Origin of the sequence: Bradyrhizobium sp. WSM1743, from assembly GCF_000473065.1 — a bacterium.
Lineage (GTDB): Bacteria > Pseudomonadota > Alphaproteobacteria > Rhizobiales > Xanthobacteraceae > Bradyrhizobium.
On sequence record NZ_AXAZ01000058.1, the window covers coordinates 32,438 to 55,815 of the forward strand.

Here is a 23,378-nt window from a genome sequence, read left to right on the forward strand (position 1 = left end):
CGCCGGGACGATAGGGCGCATGCGGCTCGCTGGCCTTGAGGGCGGCGTGATTTTACGCTGAGAGCGCCTTGATTTCCGCGCGGGAGCCGGAGAGGAGGTGTGACGTCTCTGTTCGAGGACTTCCTGCTCGATCCCGAGCCTGACCGGCTACCTCGAAGGCTTTCGCCGCGCGGGCCTGAGAGGCTCCGAGACAGTCGCTATCCCCTCGAATCAACAATGATGTTAGGGTCATGCATTCTAGGGAAGCATGAGGCGTGACGGGTTCGGACGCGGCCCGTGCTTTCCCGGGGTGAGGCAGTCAGCTCTTGAGGCGAACGCGCGGCATGATTCGCATTTCGACGATCTTCATCGCCATCTGCATGGTCCTGGTCGCGGCCTCGCTCGGGCTCGCGCTCTATTCGGTCGCCGGCATCAGCGGAACGGAATCGGCGATCGTGGCGCTGACCGCGCTGACCTTCCTGATCCTCTACAACGCCGTGTCGATGCGGCTGCGCGACCGCAGCGACGTCGGCGGCCAGATTGCCGACCTCTCGCGGGGCACCGCCGACCTCGCCCGCCAGGTGGCCGAGTTCGGGCGCCGGTTAGCTGCGATCGAGGGCCGCATCGCCTCGTCCAATTCGGCCAATTCCGACCGCGTCCAGTCGGTGATCGGCGAGATCAACGAGCTGGGCGGATTGGTCAGGCAGCTCGCCACCACCGTGGCTGCTCATGAGGATCTGCTGGCCGGCAACGCGCCGGCGCCAGCTCCCGCCCCGGTCACGACGCCCGAGCCGGAGACGCCGATCGATCTGGCTGACGCCTTCAAGGAGAAGCCGGTCGCCCCTCCTCCGCTTCCCGTGCCGCCGCCGCGGCCGGCGCCGGCGGTTCAGGCCCAACCCGCCAACCCGGTCCAGGCCGGCAACGGACGCAACCAGACCCAGTTGCTGGCGACGCTGCGCAATGCAATCGACGAGAACCGCATCGACATCTTCCTGCAGCCGATGGTGACGCTGCCGCAGCGCAAGGTGCGGTTCTACGAGGCGGTGACGCGCCTGCGTGACGAGCGCGACCAGCTGATCGCCGCCGAGGAGTTCATCAGCATCGCGGAAGCCTCCGGGCTGATCGGGCGCATCGACAACATGGTGATGCTGCGCTGCGTGCAGGTGCTGCGGCGCCTGATGGTTCGCAACAAGGACGTCGGCGTGTTCTGCAACGTCGCGGCCTCCACGCTGGGCAATTCCACCACCTTCGCGCAATGCCTCGACTTCCTCGAAGCCAACCGCGCGCTGGCGCCCTCGCTGGTGCTGGAGTTCAAGCAGTCGACGTTCCGCAATCTCGGCCCGGCGGAGACCGAGAACCTCGCTGCGCTCGCCCAGCGCGGCTTCCGCTTCTCGATCGACCATGTCACGGATCTACGCATCGAGCCGCGCGAGCTGGCCGATCGCGGGGTACGCTTCATCAAGGTGCCGGCCACGCTGCTGCTCGACCCCAGGCAGGCCTCGACCTCCGACATCCATCCGTCCGACCTCTCAGACCTGCTCGGCCGCTTCGGCATCGACCTGATCGCCGAGCGGATCGAGGGCGAGCGCGCCGTGGTCGACCTGCTCGACTACGACGTGCGGTTCGGCCAGGGGTTTCTGTTCGCGCCGCCCCGACCATTGCGGCCGGAGGGAGCATCTGCTACCGCCGGTGCGCCGCCGAACCAGGCGAAAGACATTCAGGGACCTCATGGCTCCGGCACACCAAGCTCAGGCGCGACGTCTTCTGCGCCTCCGCCACAACGCATCACCGGCAACGCGGCGCTCGCGCGCCGCATCTGATCGGCCGCGCGCATCATGACCACGCTGCATTTTGCCGAAGGCCTGCGCGAGCTCGTGGGCGGCGTCGACGTCGTGCTCAGCGACATCTGGGGCGTGGTTCATAACGGCCTGGAATGCTTCCCCGAAGCCTGCGAGGCGCTGCACACCTATCGCAGCCGTGGCGGTACGGTGATCCTGATCACCAACGCGCCGCGCCCGGCCGACTCCGTGCAGCGGCAATTGCGCAAGCTCGGCGTCCCGGATGAGACCTATGACGCGATCGTATCTTCAGGCGACTTGACCCGGCTCTATGTCGCCGAGCATCCCGGCCGCAAGATGTTCTGGCTCGGCCCCGAGCGCGACAACTCGATTTACCGCGGCCTCGATGCGGTGACCGCGCCGCTGGAGGAAGCCGATTACATCGTCTGCACGGGCCTCTATGACGACGAGACCGAAACGGCGGAAGACTATCGCGGCATGATGCTGAAGGCGCGCGAGCGCAAGCTGACGCTGGTCTGCGCCAATCCCGACATCGTGGTGGAACGCGGCGACCGGCTGATCTATTGCGCCGGCGCGATCGCGGAGCTCTACCGCGAGCTCGGCGGCGAGGTGATCTTCTACGGCAAGCCGCACCGGCCGATCTACGAGCGCGCGATGGCGCTCGCCGGCGAACGCCAAGGCCACCAGATCGATCGCAAGAAGGTGCTGGCGATCGGCGATTCCGTCCGCACCGACCTCACCGGCGCGCGCGAATTCGGCATCGACTGCCTGTTCGTGACCCGCGGCATCCATGCCGAGGAGTTCGAGGGTCTCGACCAGCTCGACCCGAATTCGGTGATGGAATTGTTCGGCCACCCGCCGAAGGCGCTGATGCGCGAATTGAAGTGGTAGAAAATATTGTGCCCCGGACGCAGCTCGAAGAGCTGCAGAGCCGGGGCCCAGAAACCGCAGTGACGTCGTGGATAGACTGGGTCCCGGCTCAGCGTCGCGTCACTGACGTGCCGCGCCTTGTCCGGGACACCAAAGCGCTTACGCGCTCGCCATGTCCGGGAAGACCGCCTCGATCTTGGTCTTCAGCGTCGCCGCATTGAACGGCTTGACGATGTAATTGTTCACGCCGGCCTTCTTGGCCGCGATCACGTTCTCGGTCTTCGATTCCGCGGTGATCATGATGAAAGGCGTGGTGGCGAGGTTCGGATCCGCGCGGACCTCGCGCAGGAGGTCGTAACCCGTCATCGGCTCCATGTTCCAGTCGGAGATCACGAGCCCGTACTTCTTGCCACGCATCTTGTTCAGCGCTGCCGAACCGTCGCTGGCATCATCGATATTCTCGAAGCCAAGCTGCTTCAGCAGATTCCGGATGATACGGATCATGGTGCTGTAGTCATCCACCACCAGAACCGGCATCGACAAATCAACCGCCATCTCGACTCCCCCAACGCATACCCAGGAATATTACGATCGGACCCGCCAGGCCGAAGCCCGGTAGTTCCACGCCTCAAGGACTAGCATCAAGGCGTTAAACAGCCCGTTAACTGCGGACAGCTCCGAAGGATTGAAATCGTGTTCAATGTCTGCGCTCCCCCCGCTTGACTTCGTCAGGCCGGTCGCGCCACGGTCCGGGCCGGTCCTGCCCGGTTCGAGAATTCCCCTGATGGCTCCGCCTTTTACCGTTATCCGCGACACGACGCCGGATTCCGCGATTCCGAGGGACGCCGTGGTCGCCATGGGCAATTTCGATGGCGTTCATCTCGGCCACCGCGCCGTGATCGCGGCTGCCCTGGAGATGGGCAGGGCGCATGGCCGCCCTGCACTGGCATTGACCTTCGAGCCGCATCCGCGGCGGTTTTTCAGCCCCAACACCCCGCAATTCCGCCTGACGGATGAGCGGGCCAAGCTGCGGCTTCTGGCCGGCACCGGGCTTGCCGGCGCCGTGGTCATGACCTTCGACAAGGCGCGCGCCGGAACCAGCGCGCAAGATTTCATTCACCATGACCTGATCGGGCGTCTCGGCGTCAGCGGCATCGCGGTCGGCTACGACTTCCATTTCGGCAAGGGACGGGTCGGCTCGCCGAGCCTTCTCGTCAACGAGGCGCCCCGGCTCGGCATCGAGGTCGACGTGCAGCCGCATGTCGATATCGACGAACGGCCCGTCTCCTCCAGCGCGATCCGGATCGCCCTCGCCGAGGGCCAGCTCGACCAAGCCACGACCATGCTGGGCGCGCCCTGGTTCATCACCGGCGAGGTCATCCCCGGCGAAAAGCGCGGCCGCGATCTCGGCTATCCCACCGCCAACATCCGCCTGGATGCCAATTGCGGCCTCAAGCACGGCATCTACGCGGTGCGGGTCGGCCGGGGGACCGAGCGGCTGGACGGGGTGGCCAGCTTCGGCCGCCGTCCGACCTTCGACAATGGCGCCCCGCTGCTGGAAATCTTCCTGTTCGACTTCAAGGGCGACCTTTACGGGCAGGCGCTCGACTGCGCCTTCATCGGCTTCATCCGCGAGGAGCTGAAATTCGACAGCCTGGAGGCCCTGATCCGCCAGATGGACGACGATTCCGCCCGCGCCCGCGCCATCCTGGCCGCCGCCCCGGACGCGTTTCCGAAGCTGGGCGAGATTGATTGAGCCCGAAACCGGGCCGGCCGAACCTTTGCGCTTCCTCCGCCCCCCTGCTATGGAGAGCCCATGTTTGCGCGGCGCATCATAGGGATTAGCAGCCCGGCTTCCGCCTGAGCCTAAAGGCTCGGCGCAAGACCGGGATTTTGTCGTTTCACCCCGCGATTCCGCATCGCCATCTGTTCCCGCGCCCTTCCGAGCCAGTCAGCCTCATGTCCGAAAAGCCGCAAAAGTCCCAAAAGCCTGAAGTCAAAGACTATTCGAAAACCCTGTTCCTGCCGCAGACCGAATTCCCGATGCGCGCCGGCCTGCCGCAACGCGAGCCGGAGATCCTCAAGCGCTGGTACGAGATCGGCCTCTACGAGAGGCTGCGCGAGAGTGCGAAGGGCCGCGCCAAGTTCGTGCTGCATGACGGCCCGCCCTACGCCAACGGCAACATCCATATCGGCACGGCGCTGAACAAGATCCTGAAGGATCTCGTCACCAAGAGCCAGCAGATGCTGGGCTTCGATTCCAACTACGTGCCGGGCTGGGACTGCCACGGCCTGCCGATCGAGTGGAAGGTCGAGGAAGAACACTATCGCAAGAAGGGCAAGCAGAAGCCCGACTTCCGCGACTCTGCCGCAATGATCGATTTCCGGAAAGAGTGCCGCGCCTACGCCACGCACTGGCTCGGCGTGCAGCGCGAGGAGTTCAAGCGCCTCGGGGTGATCGGTGACTGGGACCATCCCTACGCCACCATGAGCTATCCCGCCGAAGCCCAGATCGCACGCGAGCTGATGAAGTTCGCCGCAAACGGCACGCTCTATCGCGGCTCCAAGCCGGTGATGTGGAGCGTGGTCGAGAAGACCGCGCTGGCCGAAGCCGAAGTGGAGTACGAGGACTACACGAGCGACATGGTCTGGGTGAAATTCCCGGTGACCTCGCCCGCGCACGGTGCGCTCGCCTCCGCAAGCGTCGTGATCTGGACCACAACGCCCTGGACGCTGCCGGGTAACCGCGCCATCTCGTTCTCGCCGAAGATCGCCTATGGTCTCTACAAGGTGACGGACGCCCCCGCCGACAATTGGGCCAAGACCGGCGACCTCCTGATCCTCGCCGACGCGCTCGCAGAAGACGTCTTCAAGCAGGCGCGCGTGACCGCTTATGAGAAGGTCCGCGAGGTCCCCGGCGACACCATGGACGCGATCGAATGTGCCCATCCGCTGAAGGGTCTTGGCGGCGGCTACGACTTCATCGTGCCGCTGCTGCCCGGCGACCATGTCACCGACGACACCGGCACTGGCTTCGTGCACACGGCGCCCGGCCATGGCCGCGAGGACTTCGACGCCTGGATGGCGCATGCGCGCGATCTCGATGCGCGCGGCATCAACACCGCGATCCCCTACACCGTCGATGAGAACGGCGCCTACACCGATCATGCGCCGGGCTTTGCCGGCAAGCGCGTCATCACCGACAAGGGCGAGAAGGGCGATGCCAACGAGGCCGTGATCAAGGCGCTCGTCGACAGAGGCATGCTGCTCGCGCGTGGCCGGCTGAAGCATCAATATCCGCACTCCTGGCGCTCCAAGAAGCCGGTGATCTTCCGCAACACGCCGCAATGGTTCATCGCGATGGACAAGGATGTGGTCCAGGGCGGCAAAGCGAAGAGCGGCGATACGCTGCGCGCCCGCGCGCTGCACGCGATCTCGGTGACGCAATGGGTGCCGCCATCGGGCGAAAACCGCATCAACGGCATGATCGAGGCCCGGCCGGACTGGGTGATCTCGCGCCAGCGCGCCTGGGGCGTGCCGATCGCCGTATTCGTGCGCGAGAAGGGCGACGGCTCCGCCGAGATCCTCCAGGACGAGGCCGTCAATGCGCGCATCGGTGAAGCTTTCGAGAAGGAAGGCGCCGACGCCTGGTACGCGAAGGGCGCGCGCGAGCGCTTCCTCGGGTCGCGCGCGAACGAGGACTGGCAGAAGGTCGACGACATTCTCGACGTCTGGTTCGATTCAGGCTCAACCCACGCCTTCGTGCTCGAAGACCCCGTGCACTTTCCAGGCCTCGCCGGGATCAAGCGCAAGGTCGATGGCGGCACCGACACGGTGATGTATCTCGAAGGCTCGGATCAGCACCGCGGCTGGTTCCACTCTTCGCTGCTGGAAAGCTGTGGCACGCGCGGCCGGGCGCCTTACGACATCGTGCTGACCCATGGCTTCACCCAGGCCGAGGACGGCCGCAAGATGTCGAAGTCGCTCGGCAACACCATCGAGCCGCAGGCGGTCATCAAGGAGTCCGGCGCCGACATCCTGAGGCTCTGGGTCGCGTCCTGCGACTACACCGACGACCAGCGCATCGGCCCCGAGATCCTGAAGAACACCGTCGAGACCTATCGCAAGCTGCGCAACACCGTGCGCTGGATGCTGGGCACCCTGCATCACTACAAGCCGGCCGACGCAGTCGCGCCCGCCGAGATGCCCGAGCTCGAGCGATTCATGCTGCACGAGCTCGCGGTGCGCGCCGCCGCGATCGGCAAGGCCTATCGGGAGTTCGACTACAAGACCGTGGTCGCTATTCTGTCCGCCTTCCTCAACAGCGAGCTCTCCGCGTTCTACTTCGACATCCGCAAGGACACGCTCTATTGCGATCCGCCGTCGTCACTGACGCGCAAGGCGGCGCTGACGACCATCGATCTGTTGTGCGCCTCGATTCTGAAATGGCTGGCCCCGATCCTCAGCTTCACCGCGGAGGAAGCCTGGCGCATGTACCGGCCCGACGCCGAGCCGTCGGTGCATCTGACGCTGTTCCCGCCCCATCTCGAAAATCTGCGCGACGACAAGCTCGCCGCGAAGTGGGAGACGATCCGCAACGTCCGCCGCGTCGTCACCGGGGCGCTCGAGCTGGAACGCGCCGCCAAGAACATCGGCTCCTCGCTCGAAGCATCGCCGGTGATCTATGTCGCCGACCGGGACCTGCTGATGACGCTGTTCGACACCGATCTCGCCGAGATCTGCATCACCTCGAACTACGAGGTGCGTGAGGGCGAGGCGCCGGCGTCGGCGTTCCGTCTCGATGCCGTGCCCGGCGTCGCGGTCGTGGTGGAGAAGGCGGTCGGCACCAAATGCGCCCGCTCCTGGAAGATTTCGCCGACGGTCGGCGAGGACCCTGAATACCCCGACGTCACCCCGCGCGATGCGAAGGCGCTGCGCGAATGGAAGGCGCTGGGGGTAAGCGTCTGATCGTAGGCCATGACCCCGCTCCGCGCCGGCATCCTCTCGGCCGTGGTCACGCTCGTGGCCGACCAGGCCTCGAAACTCTGGCTCCTGAACGTCTTCGACCTCGCCCATCGCGGCGCGGTGCGGGTGACACCGTTCTTCGACCTGGTGCTGGCCTGGAATATCGGCATCAGCTTCGGCTGGCTCCAAAATGACAGCCAGGCCGCGCAGCTCGCGCTGATGGCCGTCAAAGGTATCGCGGTGGTCGCGCTGGCGATCTGGATGGCCCGCTCGCAGACCGTGCTCGCTACGATAGCGCTCGGCCTGATCATCGGCGGCGCCATCGGTAACGGCATCGACCGCCTGGCCTACGGCGCGGTGGTGGATTTCGCCCTGCTCCACATCGAGATCGCCGGAAATACCTATAATTGGTATGTATTTAACCTTGCGGACGTGGCCATCGTTGCTGGGGTGGCAGCGCTATTGTATGATTCCTTCCTGGGGGTACCCGCCGCAAAAGCGCCCTGATCCCGGCCGATACGGACCGGCCGGTGGAACCCCGCTTTTGCGAGGGAACCGCGCGCGAGCGGCAATCTGCCACAATATGGAACAGGTAAAGTGATGCGCAGCGCGATGACCAGCGGTTCGATGGTGCAAGACCCCCGGTGGGGGTTCTGGCGGGCATTGAAATTGTCCGCTGTCGCACTCGGCATTGGTCTCGTCATGTCGACCGGCGCGGCCCGCGCCGGTGACGACGACGAGGAAGACGATATGACCTTCGAAGAGAGGCTGATCGACAATCTGATGTCCGGCCTCGGCGCCAAGAGCATGGAGAAGAAGGGCATCGAATACCGCGAGCGCTCGCCACTGGTCGTGCCGCCCAAGCTCGATCTGCCGCCCCCTGCGACCGAAGCCAAGGCTGCGCCGAACTGGCCCAAGGACCCCGAGGAAAAGCGCCGCAAGGAAGCCATCGCCGCGCGCAAGAAGGCCAGCAAGGCAACGGAGAACTGGCAGGCCGCCCAGCCGCTGACGCCCGCCGAGATGAAGGCCGGACAGGTTGCCGCAGCGCCCCGCACCAGCAACGATCCAATTCAGCCGGGCACCAACGGCAATCCGTCACTCAGCCCCGCCGAGCTGGGTTATACTGGTGGTCTGTGGAACATGATGAAGGGCGGCAACGGCACCGAAGAGAAGAAATTCACCAGCGAGCCGCCGCGCCAGTCGCTGGTCGAGCCGCCGCCGGGCTACCAGACGCCGTCGCCGAACTATGCCTATGGCGCCGGGCCGGACAAGTCGCGGCGGATGTATTACGACATCATGTCAGGCAAGGAAAAGGAACAATAACGTTCCTATCCCGTCGTGACATTCTGACCGACGCGAATCGAGGATCGGCGGCTCACGTCCGTCCGACGCCGTTCAAAATTGCCTATCGGTAACTTGCCTACGCGTTGAGTTCTCTGCTTCGTGACGCGAAGCCTCAGCCGCACGGTGTAGCATGCCGTGCCTTCCGAGCCGGAGATCCGGGCTCGACCTTTCACTAGGGATCACGATGTCCTCTTACCGATCGGCTGCCTGCCTACTTGCCGCGCTGCTTTCGACGAGTGTCCTCTCGGCCGGCGCCGCCCTTGCCCAGACCACGGTGACATCGGCTCCACCCGCCAGCTTCACGCTCAATAACGGCATGCAGGTTGTGGTGATCCCGGATCACCGCACCCCCGTGGTCACCGAGATGATCTGGTACAAGGTCGGATCGGCCGACGAGACGCCGGGCAAGTCCGGCCTCGCCCATTTCCTCGAGCACCTGATGTTCAAGGGCACCTCGAAGCACCCGGCCGGAGAATTCTCCCAGACCGTGCTTCGCGTCGGCGGCAACGAGAACGCCTCGACCTCGGTCGACTACACCAACTACTACCAGCGTGTGCCGAAAGAGCAGCTGCCGACCATGATGGAATTCGAGGCCGACCGCATGACGGGCCTCGTCCTCAAGGACGAGAACGTCCTGCCCGAGCGCGACGTCGTGCTCGAAGAGTACAATATGCGTGTCGCCAACAATCCGGACGCGCGGCTGAACGAGCAGATCATGGCCGGGCTCTATCTCAACCATCCCTATGGGCGTCCGGTGATCGGCTGGCATCAGGAGATCGAAAAGCTCGATCGCGAGGATGCGCTCGCCTTCTATCGTCGCTTCTATGCGCCGAACAACGCGATCCTGGTGATCGCCGGCGACGTCGACGCCGCCGAAATCCGCCCACTGGTCGAGCGTAATTTCGGCTCCATTCCCGCCCAGCCCGCAATCCCGGCGCGGCGTGTCCGTCCCCAGGAGCCGGAGCCCGCCGCCCCGCGCACCGTCACGCTGGCCGACCCGCGCGTCGAGCAGCCGAACATGCGGCGCTATTATCTGGTGCCCTCGGCGACCACGGCCGCGGCCGGCGAGAGCGCGGCCCTCGACGTGCTGGCGCAGCTGATGGGCAGCGGCAGCAATTCCTATCTCTACCGCGCCCTCGTCGTCGACAAATCGCTCGCGGTCTCCGCCAGCGCCAGCTATTCGAGCATCTCGCTCGACCCGACCCAATTCGCGATCTCGGCCGCGCCGAAACCCGGCGTCAGCTTCGCAGAAGTGGAACAGGCGGTCGACGGTGTCATTGCCAACGTGGCGCAGAACCCGATCCGCGCCGAGGATCTGGAACGGGTCAAGACCCAGCTCATCGCCGAAGCGATCTACGCCCAGGACAACCAGGCGGTGCTGGCGCGCTGGTACGGCGGCGCGCTGACCACGGGCCTATCGATCGAGGACATCAGGAGCTGGCCCGATCGCATCCGCGCCGTCACCGCCGAGCAGGTCCGCGCTGTCGCGCAGAAATGGCTCGAGAAGAAGCGTTCCGTGACGGGCTATCTGATCAAGGACACCGCCACCGCCAAGCGTGAGGAGAAGCGTTCGTGACCTATCCTTTCCTTCGCGCAAGACACTTCGTTCGCACAAGACATTTGGCGCTGTCCTTCGTCACCGGCGCGGCGCTCGCGCTGGCGGCAGTCTCGCCGTCGCAGGCCGCCGCAAAAATCCAGCACCTGATCTCGCCGGGCGGCATCGAAGCCTGGTTCGTGCAGGACGCGACCGTGCCGCTGATCGCGATGGAATATTCCTTCGCCGGCGGCTCGGCGCAGGATCCCAAGGACAAGCCCGGCGTCGCCAACCTCGTCGGCGATCTCCTCGACGAAGGCTCCGGCGATCTCGATTCCAAGACGTTCCATGAACGGCTCGACCGCCGCGCCATCGAGCTCTCCTTCAACGCCACCCGCGACACCCTCCGCGGCAGCCTACGCATGCTGCGCGACAACAAGGACGAGGCCTTCGACCTGCTCAGGATGGCACTGACCTCGCCGCATTTCGACAGCGCCGACGTCGAACGTATCCGCTCGCAGGTCATCTCGGGCCTGCGCCGCGAGACCACCAATCCGACCTCGCTGGCGAGCCGCAAGTTCCTGGAAGTCGCCTTCGGCGATCACCCCTACAGCCGGCAGAGCAACGGCAACCTCGACAGCGTGCCGACGATCACGGTCGCCGACATGAGGGATTATGTCGGCCGCGTCCTCGCCAAGGATGGGCTCAAGATCGCGGTCGTCGGCGACGTCGATCCGGCGACCCTGGGCAAGCTGCTCGACCACACCTTCGGTAGCCTGCCCGCCAAGGCTAATCTGACGCCGGTCCCCGACGTCGAGGCTGCAAAGCCGCCGCAGCGCACTTTCGTGACGCTCGACGTGCCGCAGACCGTGATCACCTTCGGCGGCCCCGGCGTGAAGCGCAGCGATCCCAACTTCATGGCGGCCTATGTCGTCAACCACATCCTCGGCGGCGGCGGCTTGTCCTCCCGCCTCTATCGCGAGGTGCGCGAGAAGCGCGGGCTGGCCTATTCGGTGTTCGAATCGTTGCTCTGGATGGAGCATTCGGCGGTTTTCATCGGCAATACCGGCACCCGCGCCGACCGCGCCGGCGACACCATCGACGCCGTCGAGAAGGAGGCGCGCCGCATCGCCGAGGAAGGCCCGACGCAGAAGGAGCTCGACGAGGCCAAGTCCTACCTCAAGGGCTCGCAGATGCTGGCGCTCGACACCTCGTCCAAGCTGGCGCAGGCGCTGCTGCAATATCAGCAGGACAAGCTGCCGATCGACTATATCGAGAAGCGCAACGCCATCGTCGATGCGGTGACGCTGGACGATGCCAAGGCGACCGCCAAGCGTCTCTGGGGCCAGGGGCTGCTGACTGTCGTCGTCGGCCGCGCCCCGCAGGCCGCCGCACAGCCGGCGGCCACGGCGCCCAAATCGAATTAGCGTTCGAACTGACCTCCTCTCCATACGCTTCCTGAAATGGCCGGGCTCGCCCGGCCATTTGCGTTTCGCGGCAGCGCCATTGCTGAGGGCCGACGTCCGCGGTATGTCCGGACATCACGAATGGTGCCATCATGCTGCGGATATCCCGCGATCTCGTCATCGACGAGGACGACATCGAGATCGGCTTTGTCCGCGCCTCCGGCCCGGGTGGGCAGAACGTCAACAAGGTCGCGACCTCCGCGCAGCTGCGCTTCGACACCCGCAAGCTGACCTTGCCCGAGGATGCCGCGCTGCGCCTCGCCCGCATCGCCGGCCAGCGCATGACCAAGGACGGCGTCATCGTGATCCACGCTCAGCGCTTCCGTACCCAGGAGCGCAACCGCCAGGACGCCATCGACCGCCTCGTCGAGATCCTCAAGGAAGCCATGGTGCGGCCGACGCCGCGGCGTGCGACGCGGCCGACCTTCGCCTCCAAGCAGCGCCGGCTCGAAGGCAAGAAACGCCGCAGCGACATCAAGGCCGGCCGCGGCCGGAGCTTCGACGACTGAAGCGTTATGAGGCTTGATTGTTGCAACGACGGAGGTGCGCTCCCTCTCCCGCTTGCGGAAGAGGGCCGGGGAGAGGGTGCCTCCGCAATGGGACAATCCCCAGGAGGACGAAGCCCTCACCCGGCGCTTCGCCATAGCCGAGGCTTTGCCTCGGCGTCTCTTGAGACGACGGCCGCCGGAGGCGGCCTACGCCTCTCCCGCAAACGGGAGAGGTGAACGAGCCGCAGCATCGATTCAACCAAAAGCCATTCCGCTTTAACTGGCGCGGCAAAAAACTCCGGCCGCAAGGCGACCGGAGTTTTGCCGTTTCACCCGGATGGCTAGTAGCGCTTGCCCGTGGCACCGCCCGTCGCGGTATCGTCGGCCGTTCCCTTGTGCGCAGCGCTACCCGTGGTGCCGGCCGTGCCCCTGGTGCCCTTGGTTGACTTCATGCCGGTCTTCTCGCCCGCTGCGCCCGGCTGAGCATTCATTTCCTCATCGCCGCTGCCCATCGTGCCGCCTTGCATGGGTTTGCTTTGCACCGTGCCGCCTGTCTTGGCGGGTGGCGCGCCTTGCGCGAGAACAGGCGTCGCAACGAGAGCCGACAGAGCGCATGCGATCATCGAGGTCTTCACCAACTTCATCCATTTCTCCTGGATTTTTTCGCAATGAATGGCTCGGCGGCTCTCCCTGCGCCGCTCGTCTGCACCGGGCCATTGCATCGCGTAGAGAGTTCAAGCGGCGCAACCGTCATGCAATGCGCATCGTGTGGTGAACGTTTAGGGATTTGACGGCGGTTTCGCGGAATTGTGCTCCGCATATAAGGCAGCGCGGAACATGCCACGCATTCCCAGCGACGACGCGAGCTGAAAACTATCCGCATTTCGTGTGTGGGAAGCTCGACCTCCCGCATGCATTTGTTGCTGCACGGCATTAGACTGGGGATATTCGCCGAGTGAGCCTCATGCCCGTCCGCCAATTGCCAGAACAGGTCGTCAACCGCATCGCCGCCGGCGAGGTGGTCGAACGTCCGGCGAGCGTGGTCAAGGAACTCGTCGAGAACGCCATCGATGCCGGCGCGAGCCGAATCGACGTCTTCACCGATGGCGGCGGGCGGCGGCGGATCGGCATCACCGATGACGGTAGCGGCATGACCGCGAAGGACCTCGCGCTCGCCGTGGAACGCCACGCCACGTCCAAGCTCGACGACGAGGATCTGCTCCAGATCCGCACCCTCGGCTTCCGCGGCGAGGCCCTGCCCTCGATCGGCTCGGTTGCGCGGCTGTCGATCACCACGCGGCACGCCAGCGAGCCGCATGCCTGGGCGCTGTCGGTCGAGGGCGGCGAGAAGTCCGAGATCATGCCGGCGGCGCTGGCGCATGGCACGCGCGTCGAGGTTGGCGATCTCTTCTATGCGACGCCGGCGCGGCTGAAGTTTTTGAAGACCGACCGCACCGAGGCGGAAGCGATCCGCGAGGTGGTGCGGCGCCTCGCCATGGCGCGGCCCGACGTCGCCTTCACGCTCGCCGGCGAGGAGCGCGCGCCGGTGACCTGGGCCGCCGCCCTGCCCGGCGCCGCCGGGCGGCTGACGCGGCTCGGCGATATCCTCGGCGCCGAATTCCGCAGCCATGCCATCGAGGTCCATGCCGAGCGCGAGGGCGTCGTGGTCGCCGGCTATGCCGCGGCTCCGGCGCTCACCAAGGCCAATGCGCTCGGGCAATATCTCTTCGTCAACGGCCGCCCGGTGCGCGACAAGCTGATCCTGGGGGCGGTGCGCGCGGCCTATTCCGACTATCTGCCGCGCGACCGCCATCCGGTGCTGGCGCTGTTCGTCACGCTCGATCCGCGCGAGGTCGACGCCAACGTGCATCCGGCCAAGACCGAGGTGCGCTTCCGCAACGCAGGCCTCGTCCGCGCCTTGATCGTGCACGGATTGAAGGAAGCGCTCGCCCGCGAGGGCCGCCGCACGGCCGCCAACAGCGGCGCGAGCGCGCTGTCCTCGTTCCGGCCCGCGTTCACGCCGCGCGCGGCAAGCTGGGACTGGCGCGCCTCGCCATCCGCCCCGGTCGCGCCGATGCCGTCATTCGAAGGCTCGGTCGCCCCCGCCTTCGCCGAGCGCGCGCAGGCTGCCTTCGATGTCGGCGCGCCCAGCGCGGACGTGCGGATCGAGACGCAGCCGGTGGCAGACCTCGTCGACCGCCCGCTCGGCGCGGCGCGCACGCAGATCCACGAGACCTACATCGTCTCGCAGACCCGAGACGGCCTGATCATCGTCGATCAGCACGCCGCGCATGAGCGCATCGTCTACGAGCGCCTCAAGGATTCGCTCGCCGCAAACGGCGTGCAACGGCAGATCCTGTTGATTCCCGAGATCGTCGAGATGGACGAAGCGACGGTCGAGCGCCTGCTGGAGCGCAGCGAGGAACTAGCCTCATTCGGCCTTGCCATCGAATCCTTCGGCCCCGGAGCGGTCGCGGTGCGCGAGACGCCGTCGCTGCTCGGCAAGACCAATGCGGGCGGGCTACTCCGCGATCTTTCCGAGCACATGGCCGAATGGGACGAGGCGTTGCCGCTCGAACGTCGTTTGATGCATGTCGCCGCCACCATGGCCTGCCACGGCTCGGTGCGCGCCGGCCGCAGGCTGCGGCCGGAAGAGATGAACGCCCTGCTCCGCGAGATGGAGGAGACGCCGAACTCCGGCCAGTGCAATCACGGCCGCCCGACCTATGTCGAGCTGAAGCTGAGCGATGTGGAGAAGCTGTTCGGGCGGAGGTGAGTTAAGTATTGCGCTTCAAAAACACGAACTCCGTGTCGTCATAAGCGCGCCGCTCCAACTCCTCAAACCCCTCCGGCGTCACGAATTGCGCGGCCTTCGCCTCCTCCACCACCAGCAGCGCACCCGGCGTCAGCCAGCCGCCGTCACGCAGGCTCGCGAGCGCCTTCTCCGCAAAGCCTTTGCCATAGGGCGGATCGAGGAACACCAGCGAGAACGGCTCGACGGGATGCGCGGGGCCGAGATCGGTCGCATCGCGGCGATAGACTTTTGTGATGCCGCCGAGACCGAGCGACTCGACATTGTTGCGCAGCAGCGCCCGTGCTTCCGTGCCGTTGTCGACGAACAGCGTGAACTTGGCGCCGCGCGAGGCCGCCTCGATGCCGAGCGCGCCGGTGCCGGCGAAGAGATCGAGCACGCGCGCATCCGCAACCGGATCGTCGTAAGCATGCACGAGAATGTTGAACACCGACTCGCGCAACCGGTCCGCCGTGGGGCGGATGTCGCGCGAGGAGGGTGAGGCCAGATTGCGCCCCTTCAACCTGCCGCCGACGACGCGCAAGCTAGTCCTCCCGCGGCGTCAGGTCGCGCTTGCCGTGATAGCCGCGCTTGGGACGGCGCGGCGGACCGTAGCCGCTCGCTTCCGCCTCGTTGCGCTCGCGCGCCTCCTCGCTGCCGGTGCGCTGCACCAGCACGCGGCGGCCCTTGCGGTCGCTGATCACGGCGCGCTTGCTGGCGGGCTTGTTCTCGCGGGGCGCATCGCCGCCGCCCGCAGAAGATTTCTGCGGAACGTCGAACTGCGCGCCCGACTTCTCGATCACCTTCTCGCCGAGCTGCTCGCGCAGCACGCGCGAGCGGATCTCTTCGACCTGGCCTTCGGGGATCTCGCCGAGCTGGAACGGGCCATAGGAGACGCGGATCAGCCGGTTCACCTCGAGGCCGAGATGGGCGCAGACATTGCGCACCTCGCGGTTCTTGCCTTCGCGGATCGCGAACACCAGCCAGACATTGGCGCCCTGGTCGCGCTCCAGCGTCGCCTCGATCGGACCGTATTTGACGCCCTCGACCTCGATGCCGCTCTTCAATTGGTCGAGCTGCGCCTGGGTGACGTCGCCATGGGCGCGGACGCGGTAGCGGCGCAGCCAGCCGGTGTCGGGCAGCTCGAGCGTGCGCGCGAGCCCGCCGTCATTGGTGAGCAGCAGCAGGCCCTCGGTGTTGAAGTCGAGCCGACCGACGCTGATCAGGCGCGGCAGCCCTTCGGGCAGATTGTCGAACACGGTCGGACGCCCCTCGGGGTCGTCATGCGTCGTCATCAGCCCGCGTGGCTTGTGATAGAGGAACAGCCGCGTGCGCTCGCGCTCCGGCAACGGCTTGCCGTCGACCATGACGACGTCGTTCCGGGTAACGTCGAGCGCCGGCGAGTTGATCACCCTTCCGTTGACGGTGACGCGGCCCTGCGTGACCATCTCCTCTGCGTCGCGGCGCGAGGCAAGACCCGCGCGCGCCAGCACCTTTGCGATGCGCTCGCCGGCCTTTTTCGGCTTCGGCGCTTCGTCGCGGCGCGGCCGGCCCTCGAAATCACGATCGCGCTCACGATAGGCACCGCGGCCGCCGAAGGCAGGACGCTTCTCGAAAATCCTGCTGTCGTCCTCATTGTCGCGGCGCGGACGATCGCGGAAGCGGCCTTCGCTGCGCGGATGCTCCTGCCAGTCCATGCGGCCTTCCGGCCGCTTCTCGCGCGAGCGGTTGAAGCGCGGACGATCGTCACCGGAACGCTCCTCGCGCGGGCGGGAGAAACGCGGGCGATCATCACCCTCGTCGCGGCGCCGCGAGAAACGCGGACGGTCGTCGCCACGGCCACCTTCACGCCGATCGTCGCGCTGACGCCAAGGCTTCTCGTCGCTGCGATCGCGGCCGCCGAAATCCTTGTCGAAGGACTTGCGCGGGCGATCACCACGCGGGCCCGCCTCACGCTTCTGCCACGGCTTGGAATCGCCGCGCTCGCCGCGATCGCGCGGGCGATCGCCAAAGCTGCGCTTGCGGTCGCCGCCCTCGAAGTCGCGCTTGCGATCTCCCGGGTCGCCCTTGCGATCCCGGAAATCGCGGTCGCGGCCAAAATCCTTGCGCGGCCGATCCGAGCCGCCACGCGAGAACTTGCGGTCCTCGAAACGTCGCTCACCTCGCTCGCCGCGTGGCGCGCGCTCGTCGCGGTCGAATTTCGGGCGATCGCCGCGCGGCTTGAACGGACGGTCGCCACGCGGCTTGAAGCTGCGCTCCTCGCCACCGCGGTCGTCGCGCTTGAAGCGGGGACGGCCACTGAACTCGCGACGCGGGGCATCGCCCTCCTCGCGACGGCGGAACGGACGGCTGTCGCGGTCGCCGCGGGGCGGGCGGCTGTCGCGGTCGCCCTTGCCTTCGAATCCGCGCTTGGCGAATTTCTTCTCGGGGCCGCGCGGCTTGCCGCTGCGGCCTTTGGCCGGGCCTCGCCGGCCGCGGGAATCGTTGTCTTTGTCGCTGTCGCGAGGCATGAATGATCTCACTTAGGGGTGGCGCGATGAGCATTGTGCGCGCTCGTTCCGAGCCGCATGCTCAGGCAAAATCGGTATCCACTCTTGCTGAAGGCGGAGCTAGTAGCAGGTTTCTGGCGATGATACGAGGCTTGAAAGCCCCCTCTTTCATGGATTTGGCGCTTCTGGCGGCCGACAATGCCGGAAAATCGGGCGAAGTTCCGATCGGATGCGTGGTGGTCCGCAATCACGAGGTCATCGCCACCGCGGCGAACCGGACGCTGACCGACCATGATCCGACCGCCCATGCCGAGATCATCGCGCTGCGCGAGGCGGCGAAGAAGATCGGCAGCGAGCGCCTCGTCGATTGCGACCTCTACGTGACGCTGGAGCCCTGCACCATGTGTGCGGGCGCGATCTCCTTTGCAAGGGTCCGCCGGCTCTATTACGGCGCCGCCGATCCCAAGGGCGGCGCGGTGGAATCGGGCGTGCGGTTCTTCGCCTCGCCGACCTGCCACCACGCGCCGGACGTCTATTCCGGCGTCGGCGAGAGCGAGGCGGCGCGGTTGCTCAAGGAGTTCTTTCGGGAGCGGCGGTAGCTCAACGCACTCCGCTGTCATGCCCCGGCTTGACCGGGGCATCCAGTACGCCGCGGCCTATCGATCAATCACTGCCGTCACGGAGTACTGGATCGCCCGGTCAAGCCGGGCGATGACAGTTGAGGGTGTGGCGGACCGCGATGCCTAAGCCAAGAAGAACTCGCGCAGCGCCTTCGCGGTCACCTCCGGATTCTCCTCCGTGAGGAAGTGCCCGGAATCCACCGGCATGCCCTCCACATTGGTCGCCCATTGCTTCCACGTGTCCAGCGGCGTGGCGGCGGCCTGCGCCACGCCGGCATTGCCCCACAGCGCCAGCATCGGGATCGTGATCTTCTTGCCGGCCTCGAAATCGGCCTTGTCGAGGTCGTAGTCGAAATAGGCGCCGGCGCGGTAGTCCTCGCACATGGCGTGCACGCGGGCGGGATCGCGGAACGGGGCGATGTAGTGCTCGAGCGCGCGCTGGTCGATCGCATCCAGCGTCTTCGATTTGGTCTGGCTCGCCATCTTGAAGCGCAGGAAGAATTCGCCATTGCTCGAAATCAGCGTCTCCGGCAGCGGATAGGGCTGCGCCAGGAAGGTCCAGTGATAGATCTTCAAGGCATAAGCGCGGTTCATCCGCTCCCAGTAATTATAGGTCGGCAGGATATCGAGCACGGCGAGCTTCGACAGCCGGCCGGGATGGTCGAGCGCGAGGCGATAGGAGACGCGGCCGCCGCGGTCGTGGCCGGCCAGCGCGAAGTGCACATGACCGAGGCGCTCCATCGCCTCGACCATGGCTTTCGCCATCGCGCGCTTGCTGTAGGGGATGTGCAGCGCATCGCTGGCGGGCATGTCGGACCAGCCATAGCCCGGCAGATCGGCGATGATCAGCGTGAAGTGCTCGGCAAGCTCAGGCGCCACCTGGTGCCACATCACGTGCGTCTCGGAGAAGCCGTGCAGGAGCAGGAGCGGCGGCCCCTTGCCGCCGACGCGGGCGAAGATACGGCCGAAGGAGGTGTCGATCCATTCGGCGGCAAAGCCGGGATAGAGGTCGGCGAGATCGGACATCTTTTTGCATCCTTCTGGTCAGTCCCGGAGCCGGCCCGACAAACAAAAATGTCGAAAACAACCCCATGCACAGTAGCGGTATTATTTGCGGGGCTGCTAACCCCAACAGCTGATTGCACATTCTGGAGTGCCGATGTGGCGGCGCGGTGACACAAACGTCGAGATTTGCGGATCGGCGCGTTCGGCGCGCCGTCCGGAACGACGAGCTAAGTCCTGCTAGTTCTTGGCCTTCTCCGCCTCCACCGCCTGCCAGCCGATGTCGCGGCGGCAGAAGCCTTCGGGCCAGTCGATGCGGTCGACGGCCTGATAGGCGCGCGCCTGCGCCTCCGTCACGGTCTTGCCCAGCGCGCAGACATTGAGCACGCGGCCGCCATTGGCGAGAATCGCGCCGTCCCTGGCGACCGTGCCGGCGTGGAAGATCTCGACGCTCTCGACCTTGGCGGCCTCCTCCAACCCCTGGATGCGCGTGCCCTTCTGGTAGTCGCCGGGATAGCCCTGCGCGGCCATCACCACGGTGAGCGCTGATTCCGGATGCCAGCGCAGATCGAAATGCTTCAGCTGCCCGTCACAGGCCGCAAGGAACGCCGGCACGATGTCCGACATCATGCGCAACATCAGCACCTGGCACTCGGGATCGCCGAAGCGGACGTTGAACTCGAACAGCTTCGGGCCCTGCGTCGTCAGCATGATCCCGGCATAGAGCACGCCGCGGAACGGCGTGCCGCGCTGCTTCATGCCTGATACCGTCGGCAGGATGATCTTCGCCATGATCGCGTCGTGGATCGCAGGCGTGACCAGCGGCGTCGGCGAATAGGCGCCCATGCCGCCGGTGTTCGGGCCGACGTCGTGGTCGAACACGCGCTTGTGGTCCTGGGCGGAGGCCAGCGGAATGGCGGTCTCGCCGTCGCACAGCGCGAAGAAGCTGATCTCGCGGCCCGGGAGAAACTCCTCGATCACGACCTCGGCGCCGGCCTCGCCAAAGGCGCCCTCGAACATCATGGCGATGGCGTCCTCCGCCTCGCGCACGGTTTTCGCAACGACGACGCCCTTGCCGGCCGCAAGGCCGTCGGCCTTGACCACGATCGGCGCGCCCTGGCTCTGCACATAGGCGCGCGCGTCATTGGCATTGGTGAATCGCTCATAGGCACCGGTCGGAATGCCGAACTCGGTGCACAGCGCCTTGGTGAACCCCTTGGAGCTTTCGAGCTGGGCCGCCACCTTGCTCGGCCCGAACGCCTTGATGCCGGCGGCGGAGAGATCATCGACGATGCCGGCCGCGAGCGGCGTCTCCGGCCCGACCACCACGAGCTCGACCGCGTTCTTCTTGCAGAAGTCGATCACGACGGCATGGTCGGCGACATCGAGCGCCACGCATTCCGCCTCCTTCGCGATGCCGGCATTGCCGGGCGCGCACCAGAATTTGGTCACCAGGGGAGAAGCTGCGATCTTCCACGCCAGGGCATGTTCGCGGCCGCCGGAACCGAGCAGGAGAATATGCATCGAAGGCTCGAAATGAGGGGTTTTGCTGGGGGCGGAGGTCGCACGAATCGGGGTGGGGCTCAAGGGGGGAGGGCGGCGATCTCCCGTCCTTTCGGGGGCGCCCACCTGGGTGCGAGATGGAATGCATTGGGCCGCGCTATGCGGAGAACGGTTGGCGACGATACAGAATCGATCTCCGCTTTTGGCGAAATGACGTACTCTGCGGAAGCTAGAGGCAACCACGAACGTCAGATCAGTTTGTAGCATGGTTGCGATTGGAACCCATCGCAGCCATTTTGGAATCCGTGCGATTCCATTTTGGATGAGTTGGTAAAACCTCGCATTCAGACGCTGGCCAATACCGTCTTAAACATCAGACGCACAACCCTGAAGAACACGTCGGCGGAAGGTACGAGCATGATGCCGAACCCGATGGCGTACAGCGCAAGCGTGGTTCGTCGCGCGAGCGGGTACGAGTAGTCCTTCAGCTCGTAGTATACATGAAGCAGACCATTTCTTCCGGCCTGCTTTTCTGAATCTAAGGGAATGCCCCTCGCGGCATCACGCATCTGCCAGAAGCGCTGCGCGAACTCCTCGTCGGAGTTGGCTACCTCGTTCTCAATCCGGCTCACCGAGTATTTGTTGATGCTGTCCTGTACACCGCCAACGTATGCATGGGGGCTGGCGTAGTACTTCGGTTCGTTTGGGCAATACCAAGAGTAAATGGCCATCGCACCCGCGACGAACAGCAGGCCGAAATAGATCAGCATGAGCCGCATCGATACATGGCCTTCCGGGGCCGGAGCCCCTAGAGCTGATGCTAGGTTGAGGTACCGCACGACATTGTCGTTGAAGATTATCAGATAGCCGATGATCGGGATGAGGATCGTGCTCCGCGCCGCCAGGGAATGCCCAAGAGGATAGAACCACGACCAGGGCGGAGCGAATCTCGGAGCCCATTCCATAAAGACAAATCCCCATCTGAAATCTCGCGGACCGTATCTCAGCCCGAGCCCGCCGGCCACGGGCCCTAGGCAACCAGCCCCTCCTTAGCCCGGATCTACGGCACTTTTCTTTGGATCAAACCCGGGGCTACCGGGTTAGATGTGGGTGCGAACGAGGCCGGGAGCATGCAGCAAAAACAGGATACCGGCGACGCCGAGGACCGTGATTGCCAAAATCGCAGTCATCATCACGACGAATCCGAGCTTTCGCCCGAACGCATCGGCGACAGTTTTCGATTGAGATAGGGCGCCGGCGGTCGCGCTCGCATTAGGGCGCAAAACGCCGGCCACCCAAGAGGGTGGTTTACTCACTTTAATCTCCCCCATTCCGAAGAATGTTGAGCAGTGACCCCGCCTGTACGGGTTCACTTAGGTTAAGTTCGCCTGGATAACAGGCACGCTTCCAAAACCGTTCCTCAGAGCCGCGTTTACCTATTGTTAAACACTAGCCGGGTCGCATTTACGAAGTATTAACTAAGGACCACCCAGAAGGTTTTACGACACGAATTTCGTGTCTTTTCGGGCGCTTGTTGCGTCTCCGTTCAAAAATGATAGCCAAGTCATATTTAGCCACCAAGTGCTATTAACAACCTCCGGTAGCATTATGAGTCCACGTAATTGCAATTAATTTCAGAACTATAGGCTCTAAAGCTCGTCCTTAAAGTGAGGCCGGCCGGGTGCCTTCGGTGTCGCAAGCGCGGGACGCATCGCAGGCGGCGTCTATCATTTCCGGAAGTGATTGCTCATGACCACGATCATCGCCTACCGCTACGACAATCACCGCTATGAAGCCGGTGACATCATCACATCGCGCGGAGACTCATTCGACAGCCTGACCCCGATCGAAAAGATGGTCGAGCCTGTCTTACGCGAGATCCTGCCGGATGGACATGCAATCCGCGGCGGCTCGGTGTTCGCCTGGGAAGACGAAGCGGTAGGTAAACGGCTCTGGAGGCTCTCCGGGAAACAATATCTCTACAAACTCGAGATTCTCAAAACCGATATCCGGCTCCGCGGTGATCTCAACCACTACAACAATGCCAAAGACGCAGCGAAGGCTGGCCTCCCCTTCGATCAGCACCTTGAGGCGTATCGCGACGGCCAGCCAAGCCCGCAGAACGGTTTGCCGCGCGTCGAGCTGATGTTCTCGAAGGCCAAGGTACTGGAGCGGTACGAGTAGTCACAACAGTCCCTTCAACAGCGGCCCATATTTCAGCACCAGACTGCCAATTACGGTGACAATGCTGGACTGCACCCCTGAAGTGAGACACGATAATTACAGTGACAGTGGGGTTGTCACGATGCGTTACCGCGCGTTGTTTTGCGCGAACGCGGTTTCGAACTCAAGGGGCGACTGGTATCCGAGCGCCGAGTGCAGGCGCTCTTTGTTGTAGACCTCCGCGATGAAGCTGTTGATGTGGCGGCGGGCGTCGCTCAGGTCGGCAAAGGCCTTGCCGTTGATCTGTTCAGCCTTGAGCGTTTTCATGAAGCTTTCAGCCTTGGCGTTGTCGAAGGGATTGCCCG

At 64.9% G+C, this 23,378-nt stretch carries 21 protein-coding genes; 12 read left to right on the forward strand and 9 right to left on the reverse strand.

Annotated elements, in window-relative coordinates; translation table 11 throughout:
- Positions 1-323: 323 nt before the first annotated feature.
- A complete protein-coding gene (locus tag YU9_RS0128230) occupies positions 324-1,799 on the forward strand; it encodes an EAL domain-containing protein (protein WP_027575812.1) in 1,476 nt (491 codons plus the stop codon).
- 15 nt (positions 1,800-1,814) lie between these two features.
- Positions 1,815-2,669: a TIGR01459 family HAD-type hydrolase gene (locus YU9_RS0128235; RefSeq protein WP_027575813.1), complete on the forward strand. Its 855-nt coding sequence runs from the start codon at positions 1,815-1,817 to the stop codon at positions 2,667-2,669.
- Between the two features lie 138 nt (positions 2,670-2,807).
- Here the strand turns inward: YU9_RS0128235 and YU9_RS0128240 are convergent, their stop codons facing one another.
- The gene (locus YU9_RS0128240) at positions 2,808-3,203 is read right to left on the reverse strand and encodes a response regulator (protein WP_008567674.1); all 396 of its coding nucleotides are present in this window, start codon (positions 3,201-3,203) and stop codon (positions 2,808-2,810) included.
- A 229-nt stretch (positions 3,204-3,432) separates the two neighbouring features.
- Between YU9_RS0128240 and YU9_RS0128245 the strand changes: the two genes are divergently transcribed.
- The 7 genes from YU9_RS0128245 to arfB all read left to right on the forward strand — a co-directional run bounded on the left by YU9_RS0128245 (position 3,433) and on the right by arfB (position 12,466).
- Positions 3,433-4,404 carry a bifunctional riboflavin kinase/FAD synthetase gene (locus YU9_RS0128245; RefSeq protein ID WP_027575814.1) on the forward strand — a complete coding sequence of 324 codons (972 nt, stop codon included), beginning with the start codon at positions 3,433-3,435 and terminating at the stop codon, positions 4,402-4,404.
- A 203-nt stretch (positions 4,405-4,607) separates the two neighbouring features.
- Positions 4,608-7,616, forward strand: coding sequence for an isoleucine--tRNA ligase (gene ileS, locus YU9_RS0128250; protein ID WP_027575815.1), 3,009 nt, complete (start codon positions 4,608-4,610; stop codon positions 7,614-7,616).
- 9 nt (positions 7,617-7,625) lie between these two features.
- Positions 7,626-8,120 carry a signal peptidase II gene (lspA, locus tag YU9_RS0128255; RefSeq protein ID WP_027575816.1) on the forward strand — a complete coding sequence of 165 codons (495 nt, stop codon included), beginning with the start codon at positions 7,626-7,628 and terminating at the stop codon, positions 8,118-8,120.
- Positions 8,121-8,213: 93 nt separating this feature from the next.
- A complete protein-coding gene (locus YU9_RS0128260) occupies positions 8,214-8,936 on the forward strand; it encodes a hypothetical protein (RefSeq protein WP_027575817.1) in 723 nt (240 codons plus the stop codon).
- A gap of 205 nt (positions 8,937-9,141) precedes the next feature.
- Positions 9,142-10,533 (forward strand): pitrilysin family protein, encoded by a 1,392-nt coding sequence (locus YU9_RS0128265; RefSeq protein WP_027575818.1) that lies wholly within the window; start codon positions 9,142-9,144, stop codon positions 10,531-10,533.
- On the forward strand, positions 10,530-11,918 hold the full coding sequence (locus tag YU9_RS0128270) for a pitrilysin family protein (RefSeq protein WP_027575819.1): 1,389 nt from the start codon (positions 10,530-10,532) through the stop codon (positions 11,916-11,918). The genes YU9_RS0128265 and YU9_RS0128270 overlap by 4 nt, the downstream gene beginning before the upstream one ends.
- Before the next feature lie 131 nt (positions 11,919-12,049).
- On the forward strand, positions 12,050-12,466 hold the full coding sequence (arfB, locus tag YU9_RS0128275) for an alternative ribosome rescue aminoacyl-tRNA hydrolase ArfB (RefSeq protein ID WP_027575820.1): 417 nt from the start codon (positions 12,050-12,052) through the stop codon (positions 12,464-12,466).
- A 320-nt stretch (positions 12,467-12,786) separates the two neighbouring features.
- Here the strand turns inward: arfB and YU9_RS0128280 are convergent, their stop codons facing one another.
- Positions 12,787-13,089, reverse strand: coding sequence for a hypothetical protein (locus YU9_RS0128280; RefSeq protein ID WP_027575821.1), 303 nt, complete (start codon positions 13,087-13,089; stop codon positions 12,787-12,789).
- A 320-nt stretch (positions 13,090-13,409) separates the two neighbouring features.
- Here YU9_RS0128280 and mutL point away from each other — a divergent pair, with 320 nt between their 5' ends.
- The gene (gene mutL / locus YU9_RS0128285; protein ID WP_027575822.1) at positions 13,410-15,221 is read left to right on the forward strand and encodes a DNA mismatch repair endonuclease MutL; all 1,812 of its coding nucleotides are present in this window, start codon (positions 13,410-13,412) and stop codon (positions 15,219-15,221) included.
- A gap of 1 nt (position 15,222) precedes the next feature.
- On the opposite strand, the gene rsmD is transcribed toward mutL, so the two are convergent.
- Together rsmD and YU9_RS0128295 are read right to left on the reverse strand one after the other, a co-directional pair.
- Positions 15,223-15,780: a 16S rRNA (guanine(966)-N(2))-methyltransferase RsmD gene (gene rsmD / locus YU9_RS0128290; RefSeq protein WP_027575823.1), complete on the reverse strand. Its 558-nt coding sequence runs from the start codon at positions 15,778-15,780 to the stop codon at positions 15,223-15,225.
- Position 15,781: 1 nt separating this feature from the next.
- On the reverse strand, positions 15,782-17,746 hold the full coding sequence (locus YU9_RS0128295; RefSeq protein ID WP_027575824.1) for a pseudouridine synthase: 1,965 nt from the start codon (positions 17,744-17,746) through the stop codon (positions 15,782-15,784).
- A gap of 119 nt (positions 17,747-17,865) precedes the next feature.
- Between YU9_RS0128295 and YU9_RS0128300 the strand changes: the two genes are divergently transcribed.
- On the forward strand, positions 17,866-18,324 hold the full coding sequence (locus tag YU9_RS0128300) for a nucleoside deaminase (RefSeq protein ID WP_036018360.1): 459 nt from the start codon (positions 17,866-17,868) through the stop codon (positions 18,322-18,324).
- Between the two features lie 144 nt (positions 18,325-18,468).
- Here the strand turns inward: YU9_RS0128300 and YU9_RS0128310 are convergent, their stop codons facing one another.
- From YU9_RS0128310 to YU9_RS0128325, 4 genes are all read right to left on the reverse strand, one after another.
- Complete coding sequence (locus tag YU9_RS0128310; RefSeq protein WP_027575826.1) at positions 18,469-19,371, reverse strand: alpha/beta fold hydrolase; 903 nt, start codon at positions 19,369-19,371, stop codon at positions 18,469-18,471.
- Between the two features lie 216 nt (positions 19,372-19,587).
- The gene (gene purD, locus YU9_RS0128315) at positions 19,588-20,871 is read right to left on the reverse strand and encodes a phosphoribosylamine--glycine ligase (RefSeq protein ID WP_027575827.1); all 1,284 of its coding nucleotides are present in this window, start codon (positions 20,869-20,871) and stop codon (positions 19,588-19,590) included.
- 323 nt (positions 20,872-21,194) lie between these two features.
- The gene (locus YU9_RS0128320) at positions 21,195-21,620 is read right to left on the reverse strand and encodes a hypothetical protein (protein WP_156952173.1); all 426 of its coding nucleotides are present in this window, start codon (positions 21,618-21,620) and stop codon (positions 21,195-21,197) included.
- A gap of 330 nt (positions 21,621-21,950) precedes the next feature.
- Positions 21,951-22,181 (reverse strand): hypothetical protein, encoded by a 231-nt coding sequence (locus tag YU9_RS0128325; RefSeq protein ID WP_027575829.1) that lies wholly within the window; start codon positions 22,179-22,181, stop codon positions 21,951-21,953.
- Positions 22,182-22,599: 418 nt separating this feature from the next.
- On the opposite strand from YU9_RS0128325, the gene YU9_RS0128330 reads away from it, so the two are divergent.
- Positions 22,600-23,034, forward strand: coding sequence for a hypothetical protein (locus tag YU9_RS0128330; protein WP_027575830.1), 435 nt, complete (start codon positions 22,600-22,602; stop codon positions 23,032-23,034).
- 126 nt (positions 23,035-23,160) lie between these two features.
- Here the strand turns inward: YU9_RS0128330 and YU9_RS0128335 are convergent.
- A partial coding sequence (locus YU9_RS0128335; protein WP_027575831.1) for an integrase core domain-containing protein occupies positions 23,161-23,378 on the reverse strand: 218 nt, incomplete at its 5' end.